Source organism: Cryobacterium sp. 10I5 (assembly GCF_035019865.1).
Classification (GTDB): domain Bacteria; phylum Actinomycetota; class Actinomycetes; order Actinomycetales; family Microbacteriaceae; genus Cryobacterium; species Cryobacterium breve_A.
The window spans coordinates 23123-47662 of the sequence record NZ_JASJVI010000018.1 but is presented as its reverse complement, the minus strand read 5'-3'; the positions used below and the strand labels follow the sequence as shown (position 1 = coordinate 47662).

The following is a 24540-nucleotide window of genomic DNA, read 5'->3' as shown; positions in this document are numbered from 1 at the left end:
CCCCCGCCGAGACCCCCGGCCTCAGCCCCGCTACGGCGAACTGGCCCCGGAAGGCTGGAACTGGGACCCAGGCACCACGGCGTCTCCATCGTCCGCGGCCGACCAGGCCCAGCTCGCCTCCTCAGCGCTGGGGTCCCGAAGCGACCCGACCAAGCCCACGGTGCCGACCTGGGACCGACGGGTCACCCTCGGCCTCCTCGCGCTCGGCCTCGCCACAACCTTCATGTCGATCGGGGTGCTCAATGCACTTCCCGACGCGATCCAGATGCTCTACACCCAGTCCCACCTCGGCACCTACGTGCCGGACTCCTCGGTGGCCGGGCTCGTCACGGCGGGCGGCATCACCGAAGCGATCGTCTGGCTGCTCACCGCGGCCGCGTCGATCCTGCTCATCTCCCGCGGCAAGCGGGCGTTCTACATCCCGGTGATCGGCGCCGTGATTGCGTTCGTGGTGATCTTCGCCTTCATGATGGTGGTCGTGACGACCGACCCGACGTTGATCAACTTCTACAGCCAGCCGTAGGCATCCGCCCGGAGCGCCGGAAAGGCACCCCACGGGCGTCGGCACTACTCGACGCGGGTCACGCGCCCGCCGAGGGCCCGTGCGTCGTTGTTGCCCGCGAGGTCCTTCCGCAGTTCCTTCGGCAGCGAGAACAGCAGGTCCTCCTCCGCGGTCTTCACTTCCTGCACGTCACCGAAGCCGGCGCCGGCCAGGTCGCGCAAGAGCTCGGTCACGAGCTCCTCGGGCACGGATGCCCCGCTCGTCACTCCGACGGTCGCGACGCCGTCGAGCCACTCCTGCTTGACCTCGCTCGCGAAGTCAACCCGGTAGGCGGCGCGGGCACCGTATTCGAGGGCGACTTCGACGAGGCGCACCGAATTGGACGAGTTCGCCGAACCGACCACGAGCACGAGGTCGGAGGCCTCGGCGATTTTCTTGATCGCCACCTGACGGTTCTGGGTGGCGTAGCAGATGTCGTCGCTCGGCGGATCCTGAAGCAGCGGGAACCGGGCGCGGAGCCGTTTCACGGTCTCCATGGTCTCGTCGACGCTGAGCGTCGTCTGCGACAACCAGACGACCTTCTCCGGGTTGCGCACGACGATCGTGTCGGCCTCGTCGGGGCTGCCCACGAGGGTCGTGTGCTCGGGGGCCTCCCCCGCGGTGCCCTCGACCTCTTCATGTCCCTCGTGGCCGATCAACAGGATTTCGAAATCGTCGCGCGCGAAGCGCACGGCCTCGCGGTGCACCTTGGTGACGAGCGGGCAGGTCGCGTCGATGGCGCGCAGCCCGCGCGCAGCGGCCGCGTTGACGACGGCCGGAGACACTCCGTGGGCGCTGAAGACGAGGTGCGAGCCGCGGGGTACTTCGTCGACCTCGTCGACGAAGATGGCGCCCTGCTTCTCGAGTTCGGAGACGACATGCACGTTGTGCACGATCTGCTTCCGCACGTAGACGGGCGCTCCGTAGAGCTCGAGCGCCTTCTCGACGGCGACGACGGCCCGGTCGACGCCCGCGCAGTAGCCGCGCGGGGCCGCGAGCAGCACCCGTTTCGGCCCATCCACCGGGGTATCCTTGAGGACGTTGCGTGCCCGGGGAATCCGGGGCATGCCGAGGCCGATAACGCTTGAATCCGAGCTGATAGTCACCGGCTCATTCTATGGGTGCATGACTGGACAGGCCGTGGGAGGAACGATTCATGACCGATGCACCACCCACCCTCGAGGCCCCGTGGCCCGTCGCCCTGCTCGCGAACAAGATCCGCGGGTATATCGAACGGCTCGGAACCGCCTGGGTCGAGGGCGAAATCACCCAGTGGGGTGTCAGCGGCGGCAACGTCTACGGAAAGCTCAAAGACCTCGGTGAAGACGCCACCGTCGGCTTCACCGTGTGGTCCTCGGTCAAGGCCCGGCTCAGCGACGAGTTCAAGCAGGGTGACCGGGTCATCGCGCTCGTCAAACCGAACTACTGGGTCAAGGGCGGCACACTCACCATGCAGGTCTTCGACCTGCGCCACGTCGGCCTCGGCGACATGCTCGAACGCCTGGAGCGTCTCCGCAAGCAGCTCGCCGCCGAAGGCCTCTTCGCGGCCTCCCGCAAGCAGCCGCTCCCCTTCCTCCCGCACTGCATCGGCCTGGTCACCGGCAAGGACTCCGACGCCGAGAAGGACGTCATCCGCAATGCCCAGCTACGCTGGCCCGCTGTGGACTTCCACATCGCATACGCGGCCATGCAGGGCGACCGCTCGGTGACCGAGGTCGTCGCCGCGATCGAGCGCCTCGACGCCGACCCCGACGTCGACGTCATCATCGTCGCCCGCGGCGGCGGCGACTTCCAGAACCTGCTCGGCTTCAGCGACGAACGGGTGATCCGCGCTGCGGCGGCCTGCCGCACCCCCCTGGTCAGCGCCATCGGCCACGAGGCCGACCGGCCCCTGCTCGACGACGTCGCCGACCTCCGGGCCTCCACCCCGACGGATGCCGCCAAGCGCGTCGTCCCCGATGTCTCGGACGAACTCAACCGCGTCCAGCAGGCCAGGGCCCGGTTGAGCACCCGTCTGACCGGAATCCTCGCGGCCGAGGTCGACCGGATCGGCCAGCTCCGGTCGCGGCCCGTGCTCAGCAGCACGGCCTGGATCGTCGATTCCCGCGCAGAGGACCTCACCCGGTACGTCGCCCGAGGGACCGAGCTTGTGGAACGTGTCGTCGAGGCATCCGCAAGCGTCATCGTCGAGCTCCGATCGAGGCTGCGCACGCTCTCCCCTCAGGGCACCCTCGACCGCGGTTACGCGATCGTGCAGGTGCCGGACGGCCACGTGCTGCGCGCCGCCGACGACGCTCCGGACGGTACCCGGCTCAGGATCACGCTCGGCACCGGAACCCTCGCGGCCACAGCAGGGCCGACCGCTGGACCGACCGCAGAGCGGGCCGTCGACCCGACCGCAGACCCGGCCCCTGGGCCGAAAACGACAGGCAGGAATCAATAGAATGGACGCCATGACCGCTCCCGCCGACATCGCCACCCTGAGCTACGAGCAGGCCAGGGACGAACTCGTCCGGGTCGTGAGCGCCCTCGAGCAGGGCTCCTCGACCCTTGAAGAGTCCCTCGCCCTCTGGGAACGCGGCGAGGAACTCGCGCGGCGCTGCGAGGAATGGCTGATCGGAGCCAAGGCCCGCCTCGACGCCGCCCGCGCGCGCCAGCTGGACTCCTCCGCCCCCGCGACCGGCCCCAGCGGCGAATGACCGCGCAGAAGCGACCGCCCCGGGTCGTCGCCGAGCTCGGCCGGCCCGAGACCGCCCAGGAGACAGCCGACCGCCTCGCGACGAACTCGCGGAACTACCGGTCGCGCAAGACGGTCAACAACCTGGTCCTGTCCCTGCTCGCCACCCTCGGCGCGGTTTTCGTGCTCGTCCTCCTCGTCCCGCGCAGCGACGGGCCGGTCGACCGCACCGTGGATTTCGCCGCCGTCGCGAGCCAGGTGCAGGTCGGGATCGACGAGCCCCTCGTGGTCCCTGTGCTTCCGGACGGTTGGCGGGCGAACGCCGCGCAGTGGCGTCTCGGCGGCACCGACAAGATCCCGTCCTGGTACATCGGCCTGCTGACCCCGCGCAACGAGTTCATCGGCCTCACCCAGGCCCTCGGCGCCAACCCGACCTGGATCGGGCAGCAGCTCAAGGACGCCCCCGCATCACAGACGCTCACCCTCGGGGGCGTCACCTGGGACGTCTACCGGAACCCGGCCGCCGAGAAGGACCGAGGCAACTTCGACTACGCCCTCGTGACGAGCGCGGGGACGAGCAGTTACCTGCTCGTCGGAACGGCGGACGAAGAGGAATTCGCGGCCCTCGCGACCGCGATCGCCCCCCAGATCAGCTCCAACGGACCGGCGGTGACCCAGTGAACGGGCAAGGAAAAGACGTGTTCATCAGCCAGGCCGCCGCACCCGGCGACGCGGTGGGCCCGGCAGCGGTCTGGAGCCGGCTGCAGCGGGGCAACCAGCGGTTCGTGGATGGCGAGCCGCAGCATCCGCGCCAGGACGTCGACCGTCGCACCGAGCTCGCGACCGCACAGACTCCGGCCGCGGCCCTCTTCGGGTGCAGCGACTCGCGCCTCGCCGCCGAGATCATCTTCGATATGGGCCTCGGCGACCTTTTCGTCGTCCGGAACGCCGGCCAGGTCATCTCCGATTCCGTGCTCGGCTCCCTCGAGTACGCGGTCGCCGTGCTCAAGGTTCCGCTCATCCTCGTGCTCGGCCACGACGGCTGCGGCGCGGTCCAGGCCGCCGTGGACGCGCAGGCTCCCGGGGCGGCTCCCCTGCCCGTGCACATCGGCCGGATCATCGAGAAGATCGTGCCCGCCGTGCACCGGGTGGTCGCTGCGACGGATGCGACGCTGACCGACCCCGGGAGCATCGATGCGCTCATGGTCGGCAGGGAACACCTGCGCGACACCGTCACCGAGCTCCTGGAACAGTCCGAGTTGATCAGCGACGCCGTCGCAGCGGGTACATTGGCTATCGTCGGCGCCAATTACCGACTGCTCGAGGGCCGGGCCGTTCCCGACGTCGTCGTCGGCAACGTCTGATCCCACAGCCCGGGCAGTACCGTCTCCCAATCGAAAGGTCTTACACACAGTGGTGGAAAAAACCGCAGATGCCGGCTACCGAATCGAACACGACACGATGGGCGAGGTGCAGGTTCCCGTCGACGCCCTCTACGGCGCCCAGACCCAGCGCGCCGTCGAGAACTTCCCGATCTCCGGTTCCGTCCTCGAACCCGCGCAGATCTCGGCCCTCGCCCGCATCAAGAAGTCCGCAGCCCTCGCGAACGCGCAGCTCGGGGTGCTCGACGGCGACATCGCCGAGGCGATCGCCGGTGCAGCAGACGAGGTCATCACCGGTCTCTACGACGACCAGTTCCCGATCGACGTCTACCAGACGGGCAGCGGCACCTCCTCGAACATGAACATGAACGAGGTGCTCGCGACCCTCGCCACCCGCACCCTCGGCCGCCCGGTTCACCCGAACGACCACGTCAACGCCTCGCAGTCGTCGAACGACGTCTTCCCGACCTCCGTGCACCTCGCCGTCACGAGCGCGCTCATCGACGACCTCATCCCCGGGCTCGACCACCTCGCCGTCGCGCTCGAGGCCAAGTCGGTGCTCTGGGCCGATGCCGTCAAGGCCGGCCGCACCCACCTGATGGACGCGACCCCGGTCACCCTCGGCCAGGAGTTCGGCGGCTACGCCCGCCAGATGCGGCTCGGCATCGAGCGCGTCCGCAGCGCCCTCCCCCGCGTCGCCGAGGTGCCCCTGGGCGGCACTGCCGTCGGCACCGGCATCAACACCCCCGCCGGCTTCCCGCAGCTCGTGATCGAGCTCCTCGTCGCCGAGACCGAGCTTCCCGTCACGGAAGCGCGCGACCACTTCGAAGCGCAGGCCAACCGCGACGGCCTCGTCGACGCATCCGGGGCCCTGCGCACCATCGCGGTCAGCCTCACCAAGATCTGCAACGACCTGCGCTGGATGGGCTCCGGCCCCAACACCGGCTTCGGCGAGCTGCAGATCCCGGACCTTCAGCCCGGCTCCTCGATCATGCCCGGCAAGGTCAACCCGGTCATCCCCGAGGCCGTGCTGATGGTCTGCTCCCGCGTGATCGGCAACGACGCGACCGTGGCCTGGTCTGGCGCCTCCGGCTCCTTCGAGCTCAACGTGGCCATCCCCGTGATGGGCACCGCGCTCCTCGAGTCGATCCGGCTGCTCTCGAACGCGACGCGGGTGCTCGCGGACAAGACCGTCGACGGGCTCGAGGCCAACCTCGACCGGGCGAAGGCCCTGGCCGGCTCCTCCCCCGCGATCGTGACGCCGCTCAACCGGGTGATCGGCTACGAGGCCGCGGCGAAGGTCGCCAAGCACGCGGTCGCGCACGGCGTCCCGGTGCGCCAGGCCGTGATCGACCTCGGCTTCGTGGACCGCGGCGAGGTCACCCTGGCCCAGCTCGACACCGCCCTGGACCTGCTCAGCATGACGCGTCCTCCCGCGCGCACCGCCTAGCCCCGGCACCTTTCCGGTCGAGGGCGCCCTTTCCGCGGGTCACTCCCGACCGGAAAGGGCACCTTCGCCGGAACGCGGGGGTCAGTTCGGGTCGTTGCCCTCGAGCATCTCGGTGACGAGCGCGGCAATTGCGCTGCGCTCCGAGCGGGTGAGCGTCATGTGGGCGAACAGCGGATGTCCCTTGAGGGTCTCGATCACGGACGCGACGCCGTCGAAGCGGCCGACCCTGAGGTTGTCCCGCTGGGCGACGTCGTGGGTGAGGACCACCCGCGAGTTCTGTCCGATGCGACTGAGCACCGTGAGCAGCACGTTGCGCTCGAGCGACTGAGCCTCGTCCACGATCACGAACGCGTCATGCAGTGACCGGCCGCGAATGTGCGTGAGCGGCAGGACCTCGAGGATCCCCCGCTCCAGCACCTCCTCGAGCACGTTCTCGGACACGAGGGCGCCGAGGGTGTCGAAGACCGCCTGGGCCCACGGGCTCATCTTCTCGCTCGCGTCACCGGGCAGGTAGCCGAGTTCCTGGCCGCCGACCGCGTAGAGCGGACGGAACACCATGATCTTGCGGTGCTGCTGGCGTTCCAGAACGGCTTCCAGTCCCGCACAGAGCGCGAGCGCCGACTTCCCCGTCCCCGCTCGACCTCCCAGGGAGAGGATCCCGATCTCGGGGTCGAGCAGCAGGTCGATCGCCAGTCGCTGCTCCGCGGAGCGGCCCTTGAGACCGAACAGGTCCCGGTCACCGCGCACGAGCCTCATCTCACCCTTGCCGGTGACGCGGCCGAGCGCCGAGCCGCGGTCCGAGTGCACGACGAGGCCGGTGTTGATCGGCATGTCCTGCACGAGACGGGTGTTGAGCACCTCGTTGTCGTACAGTTCGCTGATCTGGTTGGAGCCGAGGGTGATCTCGTCCATGCCGGTCCAGCCGGAATCGACCGCGAGCTCGTGCCGGTACTCATCGGCGAGCAGACCGATCGACGCGGCCTTGACCCGCAACGGCAGGTCCTTGGAGACGACCGTGACGGCGAGGCCGTCGTTGGCGAGGTTCATCGCGACCGCGAGGATCCTCGAATCGTTGTCGCCGAGCTGCAGGCCGGAGGGAAGCACCGACATGTTGGAGTGGTTCAGCTCGACACGCAGGCTGCCGCCTTCCCCGACCGGGATCGGGAAGTCGAGCCGTTCGTGCTTCACGCGCAGCTCGTCCAGGAGCCGCAGGGCCTGCCGGGCGAAATACCCGATCTCCGGGTCGTTGCGCTTGGATTCGAGTTCGGCGATCACGACGACCGGCAGCACGATGGCATGCTCTGCGAACCGGAAGATCGCTTTGGGATCCGACAGGAGTACCGAGGTGTCCAGTACAAAGGTGCGCTCGGTTTGCTTTCCGTCGGAACCCGTCTGGTTCGAACCCAGATAGTCGGTTTGATTAGCGGTCACAACCACTCCCACCCCGTGCCCCGAGAGGCGCGGATTGTGTTGGCGAGCTGGCCACGGGGGTTCTCGAGCCGTACTTATGTGGCCGTCTCGATCAGGCGCCGTACCTGATGAGCATGACGCTACTTACACTGGCTGAATATCGGAAGTGCGACACACGCATTGTCACCAGACGTTAACGGACACGGCATCTGGGACTCAGTAGATGGCCGCCGTCGCATACGACGTGAATGCCCCGCGCAGCATGTCCACGGTGTCGACGCTGAGCACGGCGTGGGCGCTGAGCCGTACCCGGCCGTCGCGCGTCGTTGCGGTGATGCCGTGGTTGTGCAGGGCGATCGTGAGCATGTTCAGCTGGGCCGGGTTGGGCTCGAGCACGATGATCCCTGCCCGCTCCCGCTCATCCCGCGGCGACACCACGGGCACCGCGTACTCGTCGGCGAGGTCGATCAGCTGCGACACGTTGTCCGCGACCGCGGCCTCGATATTATGAATGCCCGTCGCGGCAATCTCTTCGAGGGCGGCGGAGAAGCGCGCCTGCGCGATCGCATCGCCATTGCTGACCCGGAATGCGCGGGCACTGTGGCTCGGCGGCAGCACCTCGTCCCACGGCTCGTCGACGTCGGTTCCCGCGAAGCCCGAGAACACCGGAACGAGCCGTTCGACCGCGCGGTCGCTCAGCGCCAGGAAGCCGGTACCCCAGCCCGAGCGCACCCATTTCTGGCCACCGGATGCGACGACATCCGCCGCATCGTAGGCCGCGTCAGTGACGCCGAAGCCCTGGATCGCGTCAACGATCAGGAGCCGGTCGCCGATCACCTGGCGGATGCCGTCGAGGTCGACCTGGAATCCGGTGCGGGAGTCGACGAGGCAGACGGCGACGGCGACCGTCGCGGGCGTGAGCTGCTCACGGATCTCGCCGGGGGTCACCCTGCCGTGTTCGGTGTGCAGCCAGATCGGGGTCACGACGCGCAGGGCCTCCGCCGCGCGCACGGCCGCGAACGGCACGGTGGGGAAATCGCCCGGTGACAGCAGCACACCCCCCGTCAGCCCGAACATGGCCTGCATGATGCCTGTCGTGGTGTTCGGCTCACAGACGACCTGGTCGGCGCGGAAACCGGTCACGGCCGAGACGGCCTCGCGCATCCGCTCGTCCTGGTCGAAGAGATGGTCGAGACTGCCGAAGCGGGCCCGGGACAGGATCTCGGTCTGGCCGAGATTCTCGGCCACCACCGTAGCCGAGAGCGGTCCGACGCGGCCGTAGTCGAGGTAACCGGGCTCTTCGACGAACCCTGCGGCGAAGGAATCGATCTCGGTCATCCGGTCTCCTAGCTTCCGAAGCGGCGCTGGCGTTTGGCGAAGTCGCGCAGAGCGCGCAAGAAGTCGACCTGGCGGAGGTCGGGTCCGAGGGCCTCGACGAAGTAGAACTCGCTGTGGGCGCTCTGCCAGAGCATGAAGTCGCTGATCCGCTGCTCACCGGAGGTGCGGATCACGAGATCGGGGTCGGGCTGGCCGCCCGTGTAGAGGTGCTGGCCGATGAGTTCGGGAGTGAGCGTCTCGGCGAGGTCGGCGAGGGTGTGCCCGTTCTCGAGGTGCGCAGCGACGATGCTGCGCATGGCATCGGTGATCTCGGTCCGTCCGCCGTAGCCGACCGCGAGGTTGATGTGCATTCCCGACTTTCCCGCTGTGCGGGTCTCGGCGTCGCAGAGGGCAGCGACGAGCGGTTCGGGCAGGCCCTTCCTGGTGCCCACCTGCTGGACACGCCAGTTGCGCTGGCGCGAGAGCTCTTCGGCGAGCTTGGCGATGATCTTGGTGAGCTCGGCGAGTTCCTCGCTCGGGCGGTTGGTGAGGTTGTCAGAGGACAACAGGTAGAGGGTGACCACCGAGATGCCGAGGTCGTCGCACCAGCGCAGGAACTCCCGCATCTTCGCCGCTCCGGCGCGGTGACCGTGTGCGGCGGACTCGAGTCCGAGCTGCCGCGCCCAACGCCGGTTGCCGTCGATGATCATCGCAACGTGACGGGGCAGGTTCTCCGGCGTCAGCCCGCGCCGAAGTCGACGCTCGTACAACCGGTAAAGGATGCCGCGCGCCGAGGGGACCTCCCGCTTCTGCACGTAGTTACGCTAGCCCACTCGGGCAGCCCGTGCCTCTTCCGGCATGTTCGCTGTCGTATTCTGGCTGCATGGCCGCAGAGAGCAGCACCGGGGACGACGCCACCGCACGACAGCCGCTGAACGGGCCAGACGACGAGTTCATCCCTCAGTTGCCGCTGCTCGAGTCGGAGGTCCCCCGGCCGGAGGACCTCAAGCCCACCTGGCGCGGCTGGATCCATGCCGGGACCTTCCCGGTCACGATCGTCGCGGGGATCGTGCTGCTCTCCCTCGCCGAGGGCCCGGCGGCGAAATGGAGCTGCCTCGTCTTCGTGATCAGTTCCCTGCTCCTGTTCGGCAACTCGGCGCTCTATCACCGCATCAATTGGAAGCCGCGCACCAAGCTCGTCTTCAAGCGCATCGACCACGCGAATATCTTCCTGCTGATCGCCGGTTCGTACACGCCGATCACCGTGCTCGCCCTACCGCCGTCGAAGTCGGTGCTCTTGCTCTCCCTCGTCTGGGGTGGCGCGCTTCTCGGCATCGCCTTCCGGGTGTTCTGGATCACCGCCCCGCGCTGGCTCTACGTGCCGCTGTACCTCCTCCTCGGCTGGGGCTCACTCATGTTCATCGTCGACTTCTTCCAGGCGAACGCCGCGATGATGACGCTCATCATGATCGGCGGCCTGTGTTACTCGGTCGGCGCCGTGATCTACGCGCTCAAGAAGCCCAACCCGTTCCCCGGGGTCTTCGGGTTCCACGAGATCTTCCACAGCCTGACCGTCGTCGCGTTCCTCTGCCACTGGGCGGCGATCCTGATCATCGCCATGAATCCGCTCTACCCCTGAGGCTGACGCATGGGGCTGACGCCCGGGGCCTACGCCTGGGGGTGCTCGGTTCCCTCGGCGACGGATGCCTCTGCCGCGTTCTTCGCCGCGAGCTCGGCCTGCAGGCGCTCGGCGATCTCGGCACGATACGTCGTGCGGCGGATGCGGCGGACCAGGTCGAAGCCGAGCGCAACGACCGCGAGCACGACGAACAGGATCGCCACGAAGCCGGCGGGACCCGGGGTGACGGTGTCGGGGTTGAATTCGGGCAGAGGCGTGTTGGCGAGCACGAAGCCCGTCACCGCGTCAGTGAAATGCGGGAACACGGCGTTCATGCCTCGTCCCGAATACCGGCGAACAGATCTGATTCAGGCATGACCGTGTCAACTTTCGATTCGACGAGCTGGAAATCCTCGTACGGCCACGCCTCACGGATGAGGTCGTTCGGCCAGAAGAAGAAGCTGCTCGTGGGGGAAACCTGGCTCGCGTGGGCCCGCAGTGCCGCGTCCCGTGCCTCCAGGAAGTCGCCGACCGGAACGTGGGTCGTCGCCAGCGCCGGGTAGTTCTTCATCCAGTCCCGGGCCTCCCCGAGTGGCTCGAGTAGCGGCGACTCCGGTTCCTTGACGCTGAGCAGCAGGAAGAGGGCGTCGATCCGCTCGAGGTTGAAGATGCGGTCGAAGTAGAGCTTGGCGATCTGCCAGGGCTCGCCGTCGCCCGGGTAGAGCGCGGGGTCCGCGGCGGCGCGGTATGCGGCCATCGAGACCTCGTGGCAGCGGATGTGGTCCGGGTGCGGGTAGCCGCCGTTTTCGTCGTACGTGATCAGGACCTGCGGTCGGAATTCGCGGATGATCCGCACGAGCGGCTCCGCTGAGAACTCGAGGTCGATGGTCGAGAAGGAATTGGCCGGGACCGAACCGTCGTCGTTCATGCCGGAATCCTGGTAGCCGAGCCAGCGGTGTTCGATGCCGAGGGCCTCCTGGGCCCGGCGCATCTCCCGCCGGCGCAGGCCGGCCATGTCGCGTTCGGCCATCGCCGTGTCCGCCAGGGCGTCGTTGAGGATGCTGCCGCCCTCTCCACCCGTGCAACTCACGACCATGACCTCGGCGCCGCGGCTCCGGTAGTACGCGTAGCTCGCAGCCCCCTTGCTCGACTCGTCGTCGGGATGGGCATGAACGGCCAGGAGGCGCAGTGTCATCGGACTCCTCAGAAATGGCGGATAACCTAGGGACAAGACTAATCGTTGAACCGTGAGTGTGGAGTCTGAGTGACCGGCAGCAGGAACGTCGACAGCGGTACCCGCAGCGAGGGCACCCTGGATTCCCGGTACGGACGTGCCCCGAACCGGCGCCTGCGCGACCGTCGGTCCCTGTGGATCACCGCCGGAGCGCTTGCGGTCGTGCTGGTGGGCTGGGTGGTCTGGGTGGGGCTGGGCGCTTCCCGCCCCCTGCTCGAGACCCGGGACATCCGCAACGTCGTCCAGGACGACCGAAACGTAGCGGTGACCTTCGAGGCCTCGATTCCGGTGGGGTCACCGGCGAGTTGCGCCGTCGAGGCGCTCAACCAGAGCTTCGCGGTCGTAGGGTGGAAGGTGATCGACCTGCCGCCGAGTGACCAGTATTCACGTACGTTCACGGAGGGGCTGCTGACGAGCGAGCCCGCCACCACCGGATTGATTTACCGGTGCTGGCTGACCTAGACTGACGTATTCGCCCCGACGTTCTTCGCCGGGGCGAGCGTTGTTTTCCTGCTGCGATCCGCCCGGAACCACGCACCGAACACCGCACGATCACGCACATCCGGTACCACACGCATGACTCGAGCATGAGGAGGAGACCCACCCATGACTACTGAAACCACCGTCACCTGGCTGACGCAGGAGGCGTACGACCGCCTCGCCTCCGAGCTGGAGGCCCTCAGCACCGTCGGCCGGATCGAGATCGCGAAGAAGATCGAATCCGCGCGCGAAGAGGGCGACCTCAAGGAGAACTCGGGGTACCACGCGGCGAAGGACGAGCAGGGCAAGCAGGAGGCGCGCATCCGCACCCTCATCGTGCTGCTCCGGAACGCCGAAGTGGGCCACGCTCCCGAGAGCAAGGGCGTCGTCGAGCCCGGAACCGTGATCACCGCCACCATCGCCGGTGACGAGGAGCGCTTCCTGATCGGCAGCCGCGAGATCGCCGGCGACAGCGACCTGGACGTCTACAGCGAGCAGAGCCCGCTCGGCGCCGCGATCCTCGGCCTCAAGGTCGGATCGAAGACGAGCTACACCACCCCGAACGGCAAGGAAATCGCCGTGGAGATCTTCGCCGTCGAAACCTGGGGCGGCGACTAGCAGCATCCGCGGCGCCTGCGGCCGTTTCGGACAATTGCGCCCGGTGCACGGGCAACAGTTGTCCGTAACGGCCACAGTCGTCCCGCGACGCGACTCCTAGTCGATCTGGGGGTCGTACCCCGCCGAGGTGAGCACGTCGACGACGTGCTGGCGGTGGTCGGGGCCGCGGGTCTCGACGCTGACGTTGAGTTCGACCTCGCTGATCTGCAGTCCGACACCGTGCCGGGTGTGCAGCACCTCGACGACATTGGCGTGCGCCTCGGCGAGCAGCTCGGAGATGCGCGCGAGCTGTCCGGGGCGGTCCGGCAGCATGATGCGCAGGGTGAGATACCGACCGGATGCCGCGAGGCCGTGACTGATGACGCGCTGCATCAGCAGGGGGTCGATATTGCCCCCGCTGAGGATGGCGACGGTGGAACCGTCCGGGGTGACCTTGCCGGCCAGGATCGCGGCGACCGCGACGGCGCCGGCCGGTTCGACGACGAGCTTGGCCCGTTCGAGGAGCACGAGCAGCGCTCGAGCGGTGTCGTCCTCGGTGACGGTGACGATCTCGTCGACCACGTCCCTGATGATCTCAAAGTTGAGCAGGCCCGGCTTCGCGACGGCGATGCCGTCGGCGATCGTCGGCAGGATCGGCACCTCGATCGCCTTCCCCGCCTCGAGCGAAGGCGGATAGGCGGCAGCGTTGGCGGCCTGCACGCCGATGATCCGGATCGTGCGGCCTTCGAGGAGCGCCTTCTGCTTCAACGCGCTCGCGACGCCGGAGATGAGGCCGCCGCCGCCGATAGGGACGACCACGGTGTGCAGGTCGGGGACCTGGTCGAGGATCTCGAGGCCCAGCGTGCCCTGGCCGGCGATCACGTCCGCGTGGTCGAACGGCGGGATCAGGATCGCGCCGGTCTCGGCCGCGTAGGCGGCCGCGGCGAGCAACGGCTCGGCGACCGTGCTGCCCCTGAGGATGACGTGCGCGCCATAGTCCCTGGTGGCCTGGAGCTTGGGCAGAGCGACGCCGACGGGCATGAAGATCGTGGCCTTGATCCCGAGCTCGCGGGCGGCGAACGCGACGCCCTGGGCGTGGTTTCCGGCCGACGCCGCCACGACGCCGTGCTCCTTCTCCTCGTCGGTGAGCTTTGACAGGCGGTTGTACGCCCCGCGGATCTTGTAGGAGCCGGTGCGCTGCAGGTTCTCGCACTTGAGGCGGACCTCGGCGCCGAGGACCGCGCTCAGGTAGCGGGAGCCCTCCATCGGGGTCACGGCGGCGACCTGGGATACCACGGCGCGGGCGGCTTCGAACTCGGCGAGGCTCGGCCCGACGAGGGACAGGTTGGTCATGAGGTGCCTTCGGTAGTGATCGTGCGGGACGGATTTCTTCTGGTCCGGGTGAAGCCGGGGCGTTGCGGCACGGTCCGCCAGAGCGGGGATCCGGTCTCGCCGGGAACGTCCGGGAGGTCGGCACGCCAGCTGCCGCCCTGGATGTAGTTGATCATGACATTGAGCACGGCCGCGACCGGAACCGCGAAGAGCGCCCCCGGGATGCCGGCGAGCAGGGACCCCGCGGCGACGACGAGCACCACCCCGAGCGGATGCACCTTGACGGCCGTTCCCATGATGAGCGGCTGCAGCACGTGGCCTTCGACCTGCTGCACGAGGAGCACGACCCCGAGCATGGCGAGCGCGATCGGCCACGAGTTGAAGAGCAGCGCGATCACCACGGCGACGGCGCCGGTCGCGACGGCGCCGACGATCGGGATGAAGGAACCGAGGAAGACGAGCACGCCGATCGGAATCGCGAGCGGGACCCCGAGCAGGAACGCGCCGAGTCCGATGCCGAGGGCGTCGATCGAGGCGACCAGGATCTGCACCTTGGCGAAGTTGCCGAGGGTGGTCCAGCCGGCCTGCCCGGCGCCGTCGATCGCCGCGCGTGCCCGGCGCGGGAAGATCCGCACGATCCAGGCCCAGATTCCGGGGCCGTCGATCAGAAGGAAGAGCAGGCTGAAGAGCGTGAGGAGGAGTCCGGTGAGGCCGTGGCCGAGCGAGGTGCCGAGCGAGAGCGCACCGCTCACGAAGACCTGGCTGTCGGCCTGGATTGCCGCGAGCGCTTGCTGCAGGTAATCGTTGATCTGCGGTTCGGTGAGGTGCAGCGGTGAGGCGAGCAGGAGTGCCTTGAGGTCGCTGTATGAGCCGGCGAGCCGGTCGCTGAGGCCGGCGAGTCCGCCGGCGAGCTGGGTCGCGGCGAGGGTGATCAGTGCGGCGGGCACGAGGAGTGTCGTGAGGACCGCGACGGCGATGGCGAGGCCCTTCGGCCAGCGGTGTCGCACGAGGAAGGCGACGAAGGGCGCGACGATCGAGGAGACCAGCACGGCGATGAGCAACGGGATGACGATGAGCCGGAGCTGCACGACGAGGAACAGGAAGACCGCGATGACGGCGAAGAGGGCGAGGAGCCGCCACGACCAGGCGCCGGCGAGACGGATCCCGGGCGGGACGTTCTCGTCGACGCCGTTCGGTGGCGCCGATACGGCGGTGGCCGCGGCCGCCCGCTCACCTGCCGTGTCCACGGCCGCGTTTCCGGCCGCGGGGCCGGACGCCGCGCCGGGCCCGCTGTCGGGCTCCCGGCGAGTCGGGGCGGCACGTCGACGCCGCCCGGTGAGGAGTGCGCTCCAGCCCGGCCTACCCGCGGATTCCGTCATCGGACCAGTCTAGGCAATCGCAGGCAGTGACTGTCCCCTGTCCTCGCTAGGGTCGAGGAATGGCTCAGTCCCTCTCCCCCGCACTCGCCAGACGAGTGGCCCTCGCCGCGCAGGGATTCGGGCGTCCTTCCCCGGCCGCCCCGGGCATCCGCCAGCTGGACGCCCTGATCACCCGGCTCGGGCTCTTGCAGATCGACTCGGTCAACGTCTTCGAGCGCAGCCACTACCTCCCGGCGTTCAGCCGGCTCGGCGCCTACGACAAGACACAGCTCGACCGGCTGACCTTCGCTGTCGGAAAGCAGGCCCGCTACACCGAGTATTGGGCGCACGAGGCCTCCTTCGTGCCGCTCGAGAGCCGACCGCTGTTCGCGTGGCGGATGGAGGACTTCCGCGAGCGTTCGGCTCGGACGCCGGGCGCCTGGTCGCAGTCCAACCGGCCGATGCTCGCGTGGCTGCTCGCTGAACTGGCCTCCACGGGCCCGTTGCCTGCGAGTGCGATCGAGCACGACGCGAACAAGCGCAGCGGCCCCTGGTGGGGCTGGTCGGACGTCAAGAGCGGCCTCGAGACGTTGTTCCGCTGGGGCGACGTCGTCACCGCGGGCCGCAGCCGGTTCGAACGGGTCTACGCCCTGCCGGAGCAGGTGCTGCCCACTGACCTGCTCGACCGCACGGTGAGCAGGGACGACGCGCACCGCGAACTCGTCCGCCGGTCGGCGCGGGCGCACGGCATCGGCACGGCGAAGGACTTCGCCGACTATTTCCGGCTGAAGACCCCGGCGACCCTCGTCGCGATCCGTGACCTCGAGGAGGCCGGCGAGCTGATCCCCGTCACGGTGCCGGGCTGGGGCCCCGGAGGCAGCCCCGGCGCTGCCTGGCTGCACCGGGACGCCCGGTTGCCTCGGGCCCTGGACGCCGCTGCGGTGCTCTCGCCGTTCGATCCCGTGGTCTGGGACCGGGCCAGGGCCCTCCGCCTGTTCGGCTTCCACTACCGGATCGAGATCTACACCCCGGAACCGAAACGGGTCTTCGGGTACTACTCGCTGCCGATCCTGCTCGGCGACACCCTGGTCGGCCGGGTCGACCTCAAGAACGACCGGCAGGCGGGTGTGCTGCGGGTGCAGGCGGCGTGGGCAGAAGCGGATGCCCCGGCCGACACCGCCGAGCGCCTCGCGCCCGTGTTGCGCGCGACGGCCCTCTGGCAGGGGCTCGGGGCGATCGCGGTCGCGCCGCGGGGCACCCTCGCGCCGGCACTCGCCGCCCTCCTCGCCTGACGGGCGCGTGAGCGCACTGCCGCGCCAACTGCGCCGGTGCGCGCCAGGCATGCCTGGCGCGGAGCGGCGCACAGGGCGCGCGACGGGTTGTCGGTCGTCAGAACTTGTTGCCCATGGCGTGCAGCCGGTCGATCCGGTCCTCGATCGGCGGGTGCGTGCTGAACAGCTTCGCCATCATGCCGGGCTTGAGCGGGTTCGCGATCCACAGGTGCGCCATCGACGTGTTCTGCTTCTGCATCGGGCGCCCGTAGGTCTCGAGCTTGGCGAGGGCGCTCGCGAGGGCATCCGGGTGCCTCGTGGTCAGTGCGCTCGTGGCGTCGGCGAGGTACTCGCGCTGCCGGGAGACGGCGAGCTGGACCATGCTGGCGACGAGCGGCGCGACGATCATCGCGACCAGCCCGAAGACCATGACGACCGGGTTGCCGTTGTTGTTGTTGTTGCGGCCGAAGAACGCCATCCGCAGGAACATGTCCGAGATGAAGCCGACGGCGACGACGAGGCCGAAGACGACCATCGACACCCGGATGTCATAGTTGCGCACGTGCCCGAGCTCATGCGCCATGACACCCTCGAGTTCCGCGTCGTCCATGATCGCGAGGAGGCCCGTCGTCGCGGCGACGATCGCGTGCTCCGGGTCGCGCCCGGTCGCGAACGCGTTCGGGGCGGGGTCATTGATGATGTAGATCTCCGGCATCGGCGAGCCGGTCGTGATCGACAGGTTCTCGACGGTGTTCCAGAGCCGCGGATGCTCCGCCTTGCTGTTCACCCGGATCCCGCCGCTCATCGCGATCGCCTGGCGCCCGGCCGCGAAGTACTGCACGAGGGCGTAGCCGGCGGCGACGACGATCGTGAGGATCAGGATGCCGTAGCCGCCACGTCCGTAGGCCGCGTTGGCGATCCAGCCGAGCCCGGCGATGATCGCCAGGAACAGGATGATGATGAAGACCGTGTTGCGCTTGTTCCGCGCAATCGCGCTGTACATCTGTGCCCGCCGCTAGAACTGCACGCGAGGCGGCTCCGCGATGGCTGCGGAGTCGGTGACCTCGAAGAAGTCGCGCTGGGTGAAGCCGAGGTTCTTCGCGATCAGGTTGTTCGGGAAGACCTGGATCTTGGTGTTGAGCTCACGGACGCCGCCGTTGTAGAAGCGGCGCGAGGCCTGGATCTTGTCCTCGGTGTCGACGAGCTCGGCCTGCAGTTGCAGGTAGTTCTGGCTGGCCTGGAGCTGCGGGTACGCTTCCGCGACCGCGAAGATGCTGCGCAGGGCCGACTGCATGTGGTTCTCGGCGGCTGCGGCGTCCGCGGGGGTCGATGCGCTGATCGATTCGGCGCGGGCCTTGGCGACGTTCTCGAAGACCGCCTTCTCGTGGGCTGCGTAGCCCTTGACCGTCTCGATCAGGTTCGGGATGAGGTCGGCACGCCGCTTGAGCTGCACGGTGATGTCGCTCCACGCCTCGTCAACCCGCACCTTGAGGGTCACGAGGGAGTTGTAGGTCGCCCAGAAGTAGATTCCGACGATGACGACAAGCACAACAACGATGAGTAGCGGGATGAGCCATTCCATGGCAGCGTCTCCTTGTGTTTCAGCGGTGCGAGCGAGCGGGCCGCGGCGGCATACGAACAATGTTGCCATCATAACGACGCGGCCTGACACTCTCATCCGCTTCCCACCAGACTCCAAGAAACACCCCCGATCCATGGTCCTTTCGGGCCGGACGGGCGAATAATCGAGGATATGAGCCATCTCTCTGCGCCAGCGGTCCACGTGACGGATCTGTTCGCCCGCCGGGGCAGGCATCCGGTGCTGCACGGGTTAAGCCTCACGGTGCCCCGCGGCCTCGTCGTCGGCCTGATCGGGCCGAGCGGATGCGGGAAGACGACGCTGATGCGCGCGATCGTCGGCGTTCAGCTCGTCCAGTCCGGGGAGGTCATCGTGCTCGGCCGCCCGGCCGGCTCGGTCTCGCTGCGGAACCGGGTCGGCTACGTGACCCAGGATGCGAGCGTCTACGACGACCTGACCGTGCGGCAGAACCTGAAGTACTTCCGCGCGGTGATCGGCGCACCCGCCGACGACGTCGACCGGGTGATCGACGCGACCGACCTCGGACGATACGCCGGCCAGCTCGTCGGTTCGCTCTCGGGCGGCCAGCGCAGCCGGGTGTCGCTCGCCGGCGCGCTGCTCGGGTCCCCTGAATTGCTCGTGCTCGACGAACCCACCGTCGGCCTCGATCCTGTGCTTCGGGTGGAGCTGTGGGAGCTGTTCCACCGGCTCGCGGCCGCGGGCACGAGCCTGCTCGTGTCGAGCCACGTCATGGACGAGGCCGGCCGCTGCGACCGGCTCCTTCTGATGCGGGACGGAGAGATCCTCGCGGACGACACCCCGGCCGGGCTGCTCGCCTCGACCGCGACCGAGGACGTCGAGGCGGCGTTCCTGAGCCTGATCCGGCGGCATCCGTCGTCGGAAGACCCGTCGCCCCAGGACACGGTGGACCCGGACCCGTCGAAACGGGACCCGTCGACCGGTGCCGGGCCGACCGGGATCGACGGTGCGCTGTGAACCCGCGTCGCACGCTCGCGACGGCCGGTCGGGTGCTCACCCAGATCCGGCACGACCCGCGCACGATCGTGCTGCTCCTCGTGGTCCCGAGCCTCCTGATCGGCCTGGTCGCCTGGATATTCTCCGACACCCCGGTGTTCGACACCATCGGGCCGGCGATGATCGCGCTGTTCCCGTTCATCGTGATGTTCCTCGTGACGAGCATCACGACCCTGCGGGAGCGCCGCACGGGCACCCTCGAGCGGCTGCTCTCGATGCCGCTCGGCAAGGGCGACTTCATCCTCGGCTACACCCTCGCCTTCGGGCTGCTCGCCGTGCTGCAGTCCGCGGTCGCTGTCGGGTACGCGGTCTGGGTGTGCGGCCTCACGATCGCCGGTTCGGTCTGGCTGCTGCTCGCGGTCGCCGTCGCCGACGCCGTGCTCGGCACGACGTTCGGGCTGCTCGCGAGCGCCTTCGCCCGCACCGAGTTCCAGGTCGTGCAGTTCATGCCCGCGCTCGTCTTCCCGCAGATCCTGCTCGGCGGCATCTTCCTCCCCCGCGACCAGCTTCCGGACGCCCTGCGCATCATCAGCGACTGGCTCCCGCTCTCGCACGCGATCGACGCCCTCCAGGCCGTCGCCTCGAATTCGCAGGACACCGCGTACATCGGCGGCGAACTGCTCATCATCGGGGCGTGGATCGTGGGAGCCGTCGTCCTCGGCTCGATCACGCTCCGCCGCCGCACCCCCTGACCACCCCTCCGCCCCTCACCAATTCGACGGAGTTTTTGGGTCTTCGGCACGTTAGCGGCCTGCTGAACCGGTTCAGAATCGAAAATCTCCGTCGAATCGGTTCGGCGAACGGATGCCGGGGTCGGGTCAGCGGGCGGAGAGCACCTTCTGCAGCCAGCGGTACGAGGACTTCGGCGTGCGCTTCCGTTCGGGGTCTGCGAAGTCGACGCGCACCAGGCCGTAACGCTGGGTATAGCCCGCGGTCCACTCGAAACCGTCGAGCAGGGACCAGACGAAGGCTCCGCGGAGGCTGACCCCGGCCGCCGGCTTGCCCGGAGCGACGGCGTCGAGCGCGGCGACGAGATGTTCGGCGAGGTAGTCGATCCTGGCCGGGTCGTCAACAGCGCCGCGGCTGTCGACCTGGTCGGGAAAGCTCGCTCCGAGGCTCGTGAGGTACACCGGCGGGAGGGCGTCGCCATACCGGGTCGCGAGCTCGGAGAGGGCGACGCCAAGGTATTCGGGGGCGATCGCGCGTCCGGCCCCGGTGACGGTGAACTCGCGGAACGGGAGCACGTGGAACGGGAACGAGACCACGGGCGCGTTCTCGTCGACACGGCCGGCGTTCGCGGCGGTGCGCGGTCCGGTGCCCGAGCCGGCGGCGCCCGGCCCCCGGGGCCCGCGGCCCCGGCTCGCCGGCCCGCGGGAGCCGGGGCCGCGGGATCCCGGCCTGCGGGGGCCTGAGCCCGCGCCGGCTTCGCCCCGCGCGCCGCCCGCGCCGTTGCCGGAGGGACCGCCGCCGGCGACCGCACCGCTCGCGACGGGGACGGGCCCCGCGGCGACCCGCGACGGCTGCACGTAGTTGAGACCGTAGAAGTCGAGCGGCTGGTGGATGGTGCGCAGGTCCTCCGGCTCCGTCTCGAGCAGGAGCCGCAGCTCGGTCTCGTAGGGCTCCGGCGGCGCCGGGTAGCTCCCGAGGAGGACGGCGTCGGCGAAAACGCGGTTGTGCAGCAGGTCGAAGAGGGCGGCGGCGACCTCGTCGGCCTCCCTGTCGCTTGCCGGCTGAACCGGCGAGTACGCGTTGGCGATTCCGATGCCCCCGCGCACGTCGGCGGCGCGGAGACCCTGCACGGCGAGGCCGTGGCCGAGGAGCTGGTGGTGCGCCGCGGGCAGCGCGGCGAACAGGCGGGCCTCGCCGGGGGCATCCGTGCCGAGGGCGTAGCCGGCGAGGGTCACGGTCGCGGGCTCGTCGAGGGTGACCCAGGCGTCGACCCGGTCGCCGAACACGGCCCCGAGCTCGTAGGCATAGTCGGCGAAGCGCGAGGACGTGTCGCGGTTCAGCCAGCCGCCGCGCAGGGCGAGGGGCAGGTCGCGGTGCTGCAGCGTCGCCATCGGGCGGATGCCGGCGGCGAGCAGTCCGTCGACGAGCCGGTCGTAAAACGCGAGCCCGGCGCGCGAGAGCGCCCCGCGTCCGTCGGGCTGCACCCGCGACCAGGCGAAGGAGAAGCGATACGCGTCGACACCGAGCTCGCCCAGCAGGGTGAGGTCTTCGGGCAGCTTGTTGTAGTGGTCGGCGGCGACGGATGCGTTCGAGCCGTCCACGATGCGGCCGGCGGTGGCCGTGAACGGGTCCCAGGCCGATTCGGCGCGACCGCCGTCGCGGGCCGCGCCCTCGATCTGGAACGCGGAGCTCGCGACCCCGATCGTGAAGCCGTCAGGCAGCCGGTCACCGAGTTCGTTGGCGCGGTGCGGCCAGGCTCGGCCGGCGACCGTGTTGGTGTTGATCGGCTTGCTGCTCATCGTCCGAGGACTCTCTCCCGCTGGTGTTTGTGGTGCGGCCGAGGTCCGCAGGTCACCAGCCTGTCACGCGCCGCGGCGAACCCGCACCGATTCGTGGGTCCAGGGTCACGGGGTCAGGTCGCCGGTATCCGCGCAGGGCACGCCGGCCGGCATCCACTCGGTCAGCCCGGCACGCGCGGACCGGCCCTGGTTCAGCGCCCGAGCACTCGCTCGAGGTACCGGTTGGCGAACCGACGTTCCGGGTCCAGCCGGTCGCGGACAGCGAGGAAGTCGTCGAAGTGCGGATACGTCTCGCGGAGGGACTCTGCGTCCCTCGTGTGCATCTTGCCCCAGTGCGGGCGCCCGTCGTGCGCGCGCATGATGGCCTCGACGGCGGTGAAGTACTCCCCGGGGTTCTCCCGGTAGAAGCGATGCACGGCGATGTACCCGGTCTCCCGGCCGTGGGCCGTGGACAGCCACACGTCGTCCGCGGCGGCGGACCGCACCTCGATGGGGAAGGAGATCCGCCAGCCGGAGCGCTGGATGAGGGCACGGACCTCGCGCACGGCCGCCGGGATCGCGGCGACCGGGAGCGCGTATTCCATCTCGTGAAAGCGCACGGCGCGCCGACTCACGAAGATGCGCGTCGAGGCATCCGTATATTCCCGCCGTGCCATGAAACGTTCGGCGACCCGGTTGATGGTCGGCACGGAGGGCGGGAGCACCGCCCCGATCGTGCAGAGCGCCCCGAAGACGCCGTTGGCGAGCAGTTCGTCGTCGATCCAGCGGGAGACCGGTGCGAGAGGCGCGCGCCCGGCAGCCGGGTCCAGCCGGGTGTTCGTCTTGGTGAGGGCCTTCTCGGTGTGCGGGAACCAGTAGAACTCGAAGTGGTCTGCGGCGCGGCTGCGCTCGTCGAAGGTGTCGAGCACCTCGCCGAGCGGCTCGGCCTGTTCGACGGCGTGCAGGAGGAACGCCGGGACGCACTGGATCGTCACGTCGACGAGGATGCCCAGCGCACCGAGGCCCAGCCGGGCGGCCGGGAAGATCTCCGCGTTCTCGGTCTCGCTCACGTGCAGGAGGCTGCCGTCTCCGGTGACGAGGGTGAGGCCGACGATCTGGGTGGCGAGTCCGCCGAAGGCGGCCCCGGTGCCGTGGGTTCCCGTCGACGTGGCGCCGGAGATCGTCTGCCGGTCGACGTCGCCCATGTTGGCGAGGTGGAGCCCGTAGGGTGCGAGCAGGCCGCGGATCCGGTGCAGGCGGGTGCCCGCGGCGAGGGTGACCCGGCCGGTGGCCGTGTCGACGCCGACAATGCCGGAGAGGTCGGCCAGGTCGAGGAGCACACCGGGGGCGACGGCGATGCCGGAGAAGCTGTGCCCCGATCCGACCGCCTTGATCGGAATCCCGGATTTCGCCGCGGCGACGACCGCACGCTGCACGGCCGCGACGCTCGTGGGCCGCTCGACCCTGGCCGGCCGGACGGACTCGCTGCGCGCCCAGTTCCGCCAGAGCGCACCGGTGTTCGTCACAGGAACGCCTTCCCCTCGCCGCGGTAGGTGGGCAGCAGGTCGACGACCCGGCCGTCATCCACCACTGCGAATTCTGTCACGTGTTCGCTGAGCTCCCCCGATTTGGTGTGCCGCAACCAGACCCGGTCGCCGACGTCGAGTGCCGCAGCCCCGGGCCCCGAGAGCGGGGTCTGCACCTCGCCGGCGGCTTCGCGGGGCACGACGGCGAGTCCGGGCGGCCAGGCGACGGCCGGCAACCGGTCGGTACCCGGCGGTCCGGATGCGACCCAGCCGCCGCCGAGAAGTGTCGCGGTATCCGGGCTCGGCTTCCGCACCACAGAGAGGGCGAAGGCCGCGGCGGGGGCCGGCGTGAACGCCGAATAGTTGTCGAAGAGGTGCCCGCCGAAGAAGCCGCTGCCCGCGGCGATATCGGTGACCGAGGCATCCGCGTGGGTGCTCTCGAGGGAACCGGTCCCTCCGCCGTTGACGAAATCGATCGGCGCGACCTCGCGCACGGCCGCGACTGCGGCGGCGCGGCGCACGCCGAGCTCCGCGATCGAGTGGCGGCGCACCCACCGGTTGACGATCCCGGTGGTGAGCGCGCGGGGGCCGCGACCGGCGGGCCGGTCGCCGAGACCGGCGACCTGCGATTCGTACGCCATCAGGCCGACGAGCGCGAAGCCGGGACGCGCGACGATGGCCGCCGCGACCTCCCTGGCCTCCTGGGCGGTGTGCACCGGCGAGCGCAGCACGCCGAGATGCCCGAGCACCGGGTTCCGCCAGCCGGCGTCAAGCTCGATGCACAGGCGGATCACCTCGCGCCGGTGCGGCGGGATCACCGCGTCGATCAGGTCGAGCTGGGCGAGCGAGTCGACCATGAGGGTCACCCGGGAGGCGAGGAGCGCCGAACGGCAGAGGGCCGCGATCGCCGCCCGGTCCACGCTCGGATAGCCGACGACGACGTCCTCGATGGATTCCGCGAGCCAGAGCGCCTCGGCCAGGGTGTAGGCGAGCACGCCCCGGTAGCCGGGAACGGCGAGGATGGCCTCGAGCACGCCGCGGACGCGGATCGACTTCGAGGCGACGCGGATCGGGGTTCCGCCGGCGCGCCGCAACATGTCGTGGGTGTTGTGGCGGAGCGCCCCAAGGTGTAGCGCCGCGATGGGCGTGTCGAGCTGGCGGGTGGCCTCGGTCAGCGCCGGCCAGTAGCTTTCCGGTCGAAGCCAGGGCGTTCCGGTGGCGGGAGCGCTCAGGTCGGGAAGCGTCATGGCGAGATCGGCCCTGTCTCACGGCGGGGCGGCGAATCC

Annotated in this window: 25 protein-coding genes; 12 read left to right on the top strand and 13 right to left on the bottom strand. The window is 69.3% G+C overall.

Annotated features, from left to right (window positions below):
* Positions 1–523 (top strand): DUF6264 family protein (locus QN350_RS07485; protein WP_323516043.1); only part of this gene is annotated, 523 nt, incomplete at its 5' end.
* A gap of 44 nt (positions 524–567) precedes the next feature.
* On the opposite strand, the gene QN350_RS07480 is transcribed toward QN350_RS07485, so the two are convergent.
* On the bottom strand, positions 568–1608 hold the full coding sequence (locus QN350_RS07480; protein ID WP_281536197.1) for a 4-hydroxy-3-methylbut-2-enyl diphosphate reductase: 1041 nt from the start codon (positions 1606–1608) through the stop codon (positions 568–570).
* An 89-nt stretch (positions 1609–1697) separates the two neighbouring features.
* Here QN350_RS07480 and xseA point away from each other — a divergent pair, with 89 nt between their 5' ends.
* Genes xseA through QN350_RS07455 form a run of 5 tightly spaced genes read left to right on the top strand, consistent with a single transcriptional unit; the run spans position 1698 to position 6050 of the window.
* Entirely contained in the window at positions 1698–2984 is a 1287-nt protein-coding gene (xseA, locus tag QN350_RS07475; protein ID WP_322139288.1) for an exodeoxyribonuclease VII large subunit, read from the top strand.
* A gap of 10 nt (positions 2985–2994) precedes the next feature.
* The gene (locus tag QN350_RS07470; protein WP_416173025.1) at positions 2995–3240 is read left to right on the top strand and encodes an exodeoxyribonuclease VII small subunit; all 246 of its coding nucleotides are present in this window, start codon (positions 2995–2997) and stop codon (positions 3238–3240) included.
* Entirely contained in the window at positions 3237–3899 is a 663-nt protein-coding gene (locus QN350_RS07465) for a DUF4245 domain-containing protein (protein ID WP_281534284.1), read from the top strand. Before QN350_RS07470 ends, QN350_RS07465 begins: the two co-directional genes overlap by 4 nt.
* Before the next feature lie 17 nt (positions 3900–3916).
* Positions 3917–4582, top strand: a complete 666-nt coding sequence (locus QN350_RS07460) for a carbonic anhydrase (protein WP_281534283.1) — start codon at positions 3917–3919, stop codon at positions 4580–4582.
* Positions 4583–4634: 52 nt separating this feature from the next.
* On the top strand, positions 4635–6050 hold the full coding sequence (locus QN350_RS07455) for a class II fumarate hydratase (protein WP_416173024.1): 1416 nt from the start codon (positions 4635–4637) through the stop codon (positions 6048–6050).
* 81 nt (positions 6051–6131) lie between these two features.
* Here QN350_RS07455 and QN350_RS07450 read toward each other — a convergent pair whose 3' ends face one another.
* From QN350_RS07450 to QN350_RS07440, 3 genes are all read right to left on the bottom strand, one after another.
* Positions 6132–7481 carry a PhoH family protein gene (locus QN350_RS07450; protein WP_416173023.1) on the bottom strand — a complete coding sequence of 450 codons (1350 nt, stop codon included), beginning with the start codon at positions 7479–7481 and terminating at the stop codon, positions 6132–6134.
* Between the two features lie 195 nt (positions 7482–7676).
* Complete coding sequence (locus QN350_RS07445) at positions 7677–8798, bottom strand: aminotransferase class V-fold PLP-dependent enzyme (protein WP_322139285.1); 1122 nt, start codon at positions 8796–8798, stop codon at positions 7677–7679.
* An 8-nt stretch (positions 8799–8806) separates the two neighbouring features.
* The gene (locus tag QN350_RS07440) at positions 8807–9592 is read right to left on the bottom strand and encodes an isoprenyl transferase (RefSeq protein WP_322139284.1); all 786 of its coding nucleotides are present in this window, start codon (positions 9590–9592) and stop codon (positions 8807–8809) included.
* A 68-nt stretch (positions 9593–9660) separates the two neighbouring features.
* On the opposite strand from QN350_RS07440, the gene trhA reads away from it, so the two are divergent.
* A complete protein-coding gene (gene trhA, locus QN350_RS07435; protein WP_322139283.1) occupies positions 9661–10416 on the top strand; it encodes a PAQR family membrane homeostasis protein TrhA in 756 nt (251 codons plus the stop codon).
* Positions 10417–10445: 29 nt separating this feature from the next.
* Here trhA and QN350_RS07430 read toward each other — a convergent pair whose 3' ends face one another.
* Together QN350_RS07430 and mca are read right to left on the bottom strand one after the other, a co-directional pair.
* Positions 10446–10730: a hypothetical protein gene (locus tag QN350_RS07430; protein WP_322139282.1), complete on the bottom strand. Its 285-nt coding sequence runs from the start codon at positions 10728–10730 to the stop codon at positions 10446–10448.
* Entirely contained in the window at positions 10727–11590 is an 864-nt protein-coding gene (gene mca / locus QN350_RS07425) for a mycothiol conjugate amidase Mca (protein ID WP_322139281.1), read from the bottom strand. The genes QN350_RS07430 and mca overlap by 4 nt, the downstream gene beginning before the upstream one ends.
* Positions 11591–11659: 69 nt before the next feature.
* On the opposite strand from mca, the gene QN350_RS07420 reads away from it, so the two are divergent.
* Positions 11660–12091: a DUF4307 domain-containing protein gene (locus tag QN350_RS07420; RefSeq protein WP_322139280.1), complete on the top strand. Its 432-nt coding sequence runs from the start codon at positions 11660–11662 to the stop codon at positions 12089–12091.
* 144 nt (positions 12092–12235) lie between these two features.
* Positions 12236–12727 (top strand): transcription elongation factor GreA, encoded by a 492-nt coding sequence (gene greA, locus QN350_RS07415; protein ID WP_281534277.1) that lies wholly within the window; start codon positions 12236–12238, stop codon positions 12725–12727.
* Positions 12728–12823: 96 nt separating this feature from the next.
* Here the strand turns inward: greA and ilvA are convergent, their stop codons facing one another.
* Complete coding sequence (gene ilvA, locus QN350_RS07410) at positions 12824–14059, bottom strand: threonine ammonia-lyase (protein WP_322139279.1); 1236 nt, start codon at positions 14057–14059, stop codon at positions 12824–12826.
* Positions 14056–15417: an AI-2E family transporter gene (locus QN350_RS07405; protein WP_322139278.1), complete on the bottom strand. Its 1362-nt coding sequence runs from the start codon at positions 15415–15417 to the stop codon at positions 14056–14058. The genes ilvA and QN350_RS07405 overlap by 4 nt, the downstream gene beginning before the upstream one ends.
* 59 nt (positions 15418–15476) lie before the next feature.
* On the opposite strand from QN350_RS07405, the gene QN350_RS07400 reads away from it, so the two are divergent.
* Positions 15477–16688 (top strand): winged helix-turn-helix domain-containing protein, encoded by a 1212-nt coding sequence (locus QN350_RS07400; protein WP_322139277.1) that lies wholly within the window; start codon positions 15477–15479, stop codon positions 16686–16688.
* 97 nt (positions 16689–16785) lie between these two features.
* Here QN350_RS07400 and QN350_RS07395 read toward each other — a convergent pair whose 3' ends face one another.
* Both QN350_RS07395 and QN350_RS07390 read right to left on the bottom strand, forming a co-directional pair.
* Positions 16786–17670: a M48 family metalloprotease gene (locus tag QN350_RS07395; protein ID WP_322139276.1), complete on the bottom strand. Its 885-nt coding sequence runs from the start codon at positions 17668–17670 to the stop codon at positions 16786–16788.
* Positions 17671–17682: 12 nt separating this feature from the next.
* Positions 17683–18249, bottom strand: a complete 567-nt coding sequence (locus tag QN350_RS07390) for a LemA family protein (protein WP_322139275.1) — start codon at positions 18247–18249, stop codon at positions 17683–17685.
* Between the two features lie 171 nt (positions 18250–18420).
* Here QN350_RS07390 and QN350_RS07385 point away from each other — a divergent pair, with 171 nt between their 5' ends.
* Positions 18421–19242, top strand: coding sequence for an ABC transporter ATP-binding protein (locus QN350_RS07385; RefSeq protein ID WP_322139274.1), 822 nt, complete (start codon positions 18421–18423; stop codon positions 19240–19242).
* A complete protein-coding gene (locus tag QN350_RS07380; RefSeq protein WP_322139273.1) occupies positions 19239–19973 on the top strand; it encodes an ABC transporter permease in 735 nt (244 codons plus the stop codon). The genes QN350_RS07385 and QN350_RS07380 overlap by 4 nt, the downstream gene beginning before the upstream one ends.
* 126 nt (positions 19974–20099) lie before the next feature.
* Here QN350_RS07380 and QN350_RS07375 read toward each other — a convergent pair whose 3' ends face one another.
* The 3 genes from QN350_RS07375 to QN350_RS07365 all read right to left on the bottom strand — a co-directional run bounded on the left by QN350_RS07375 (position 20100) and on the right by QN350_RS07365 (position 24501).
* Positions 20100–21749: a glycoside hydrolase family 1 protein gene (locus QN350_RS07375; RefSeq protein ID WP_323516041.1), complete on the bottom strand. Its 1650-nt coding sequence runs from the start codon at positions 21747–21749 to the stop codon at positions 20100–20102.
* Positions 21750–21940: 191 nt separating this feature from the next.
* A complete protein-coding gene (locus QN350_RS07370; protein ID WP_322139271.1) occupies positions 21941–23254 on the bottom strand; it encodes a D-arabinono-1,4-lactone oxidase in 1314 nt (437 codons plus the stop codon).
* On the bottom strand, positions 23251–24501 hold the full coding sequence (locus QN350_RS07365) for an alanine racemase (RefSeq protein WP_322139270.1): 1251 nt from the start codon (positions 24499–24501) through the stop codon (positions 23251–23253). The genes QN350_RS07370 and QN350_RS07365 overlap by 4 nt, the downstream gene beginning before the upstream one ends.
* Between the last annotated feature and the right edge of the window lie 39 nt (positions 24502–24540).

Bases quoted from the DNA above. Each gene is read 5' to 3' on its own strand.
- QN350_RS07480 (WP_281536197.1), bottom strand. From the start codon at position 1,608: ATGCCCCGGATTCCCCGGGCACGCAACGTCCTCAAGGATACCCCGGTG.
- xseA (WP_322139288.1), top strand. From the start codon at position 1,698: ATGACCGATGCACCACCCACCCTCGAGGCCCCGTGGCCCGTCGCCCTG.
- QN350_RS07470 (WP_416173025.1), top strand. From the start codon at position 2,995: ATGACCGCTCCCGCCGACATCGCCACCCTGAGCTACGAGCAGGCCAGG.
- QN350_RS07465 (WP_281534284.1), top strand. From the start codon at position 3,237: ATGACCGCGCAGAAGCGACCGCCCCGGGTCGTCGCCGAGCTCGGCCGG.
- QN350_RS07445 (WP_322139285.1), bottom strand. From the start codon at position 8,798: ATGACCGAGATCGATTCCTTCGCCGCAGGGTTCGTCGAAGAGCCCGGT.
- trhA (WP_322139283.1), top strand. From the start codon at position 9,661: ATGGCCGCAGAGAGCAGCACCGGGGACGACGCCACCGCACGACAGCCG.
- QN350_RS07430 (WP_322139282.1), bottom strand. From the start codon at position 10,730: ATGAACGCCGTGTTCCCGCATTTCACTGACGCGGTGACGGGCTTCGTG.
- mca (WP_322139281.1), bottom strand. From the start codon at position 11,590: ATGACACTGCGCCTCCTGGCCGTTCATGCCCATCCCGACGACGAGTCG.
- greA (WP_281534277.1), top strand. From the start codon at position 12,236: ATGACTACTGAAACCACCGTCACCTGGCTGACGCAGGAGGCGTACGAC.
- ilvA (WP_322139279.1), bottom strand. From the start codon at position 14,059: ATGACCAACCTGTCCCTCGTCGGGCCGAGCCTCGCCGAGTTCGAAGCC.
- QN350_RS07405 (WP_322139278.1), bottom strand. From the start codon at position 15,417: ATGACGGAATCCGCGGGTAGGCCGGGCTGGAGCGCACTCCTCACCGGG.
- QN350_RS07400 (WP_322139277.1), top strand. From the start codon at position 15,477: ATGGCTCAGTCCCTCTCCCCCGCACTCGCCAGACGAGTGGCCCTCGCC.
- QN350_RS07395 (WP_322139276.1), bottom strand. From the start codon at position 17,670: ATGTACAGCGCGATTGCGCGGAACAAGCGCAACACGGTCTTCATCATC.
- QN350_RS07390 (WP_322139275.1), bottom strand. From the start codon at position 18,249: ATGGAATGGCTCATCCCGCTACTCATCGTTGTTGTGCTTGTCGTCATC.
- QN350_RS07385 (WP_322139274.1), top strand. From the start codon at position 18,421: ATGAGCCATCTCTCTGCGCCAGCGGTCCACGTGACGGATCTGTTCGCC.
- QN350_RS07375 (WP_323516041.1), bottom strand. From the start codon at position 21,749: ATGAGCAGCAAGCCGATCAACACCAACACGGTCGCCGGCCGAGCCTGG.
- QN350_RS07365 (WP_322139270.1), bottom strand. From the start codon at position 24,501: ATGACGCTTCCCGACCTGAGCGCTCCCGCCACCGGAACGCCCTGGCTT.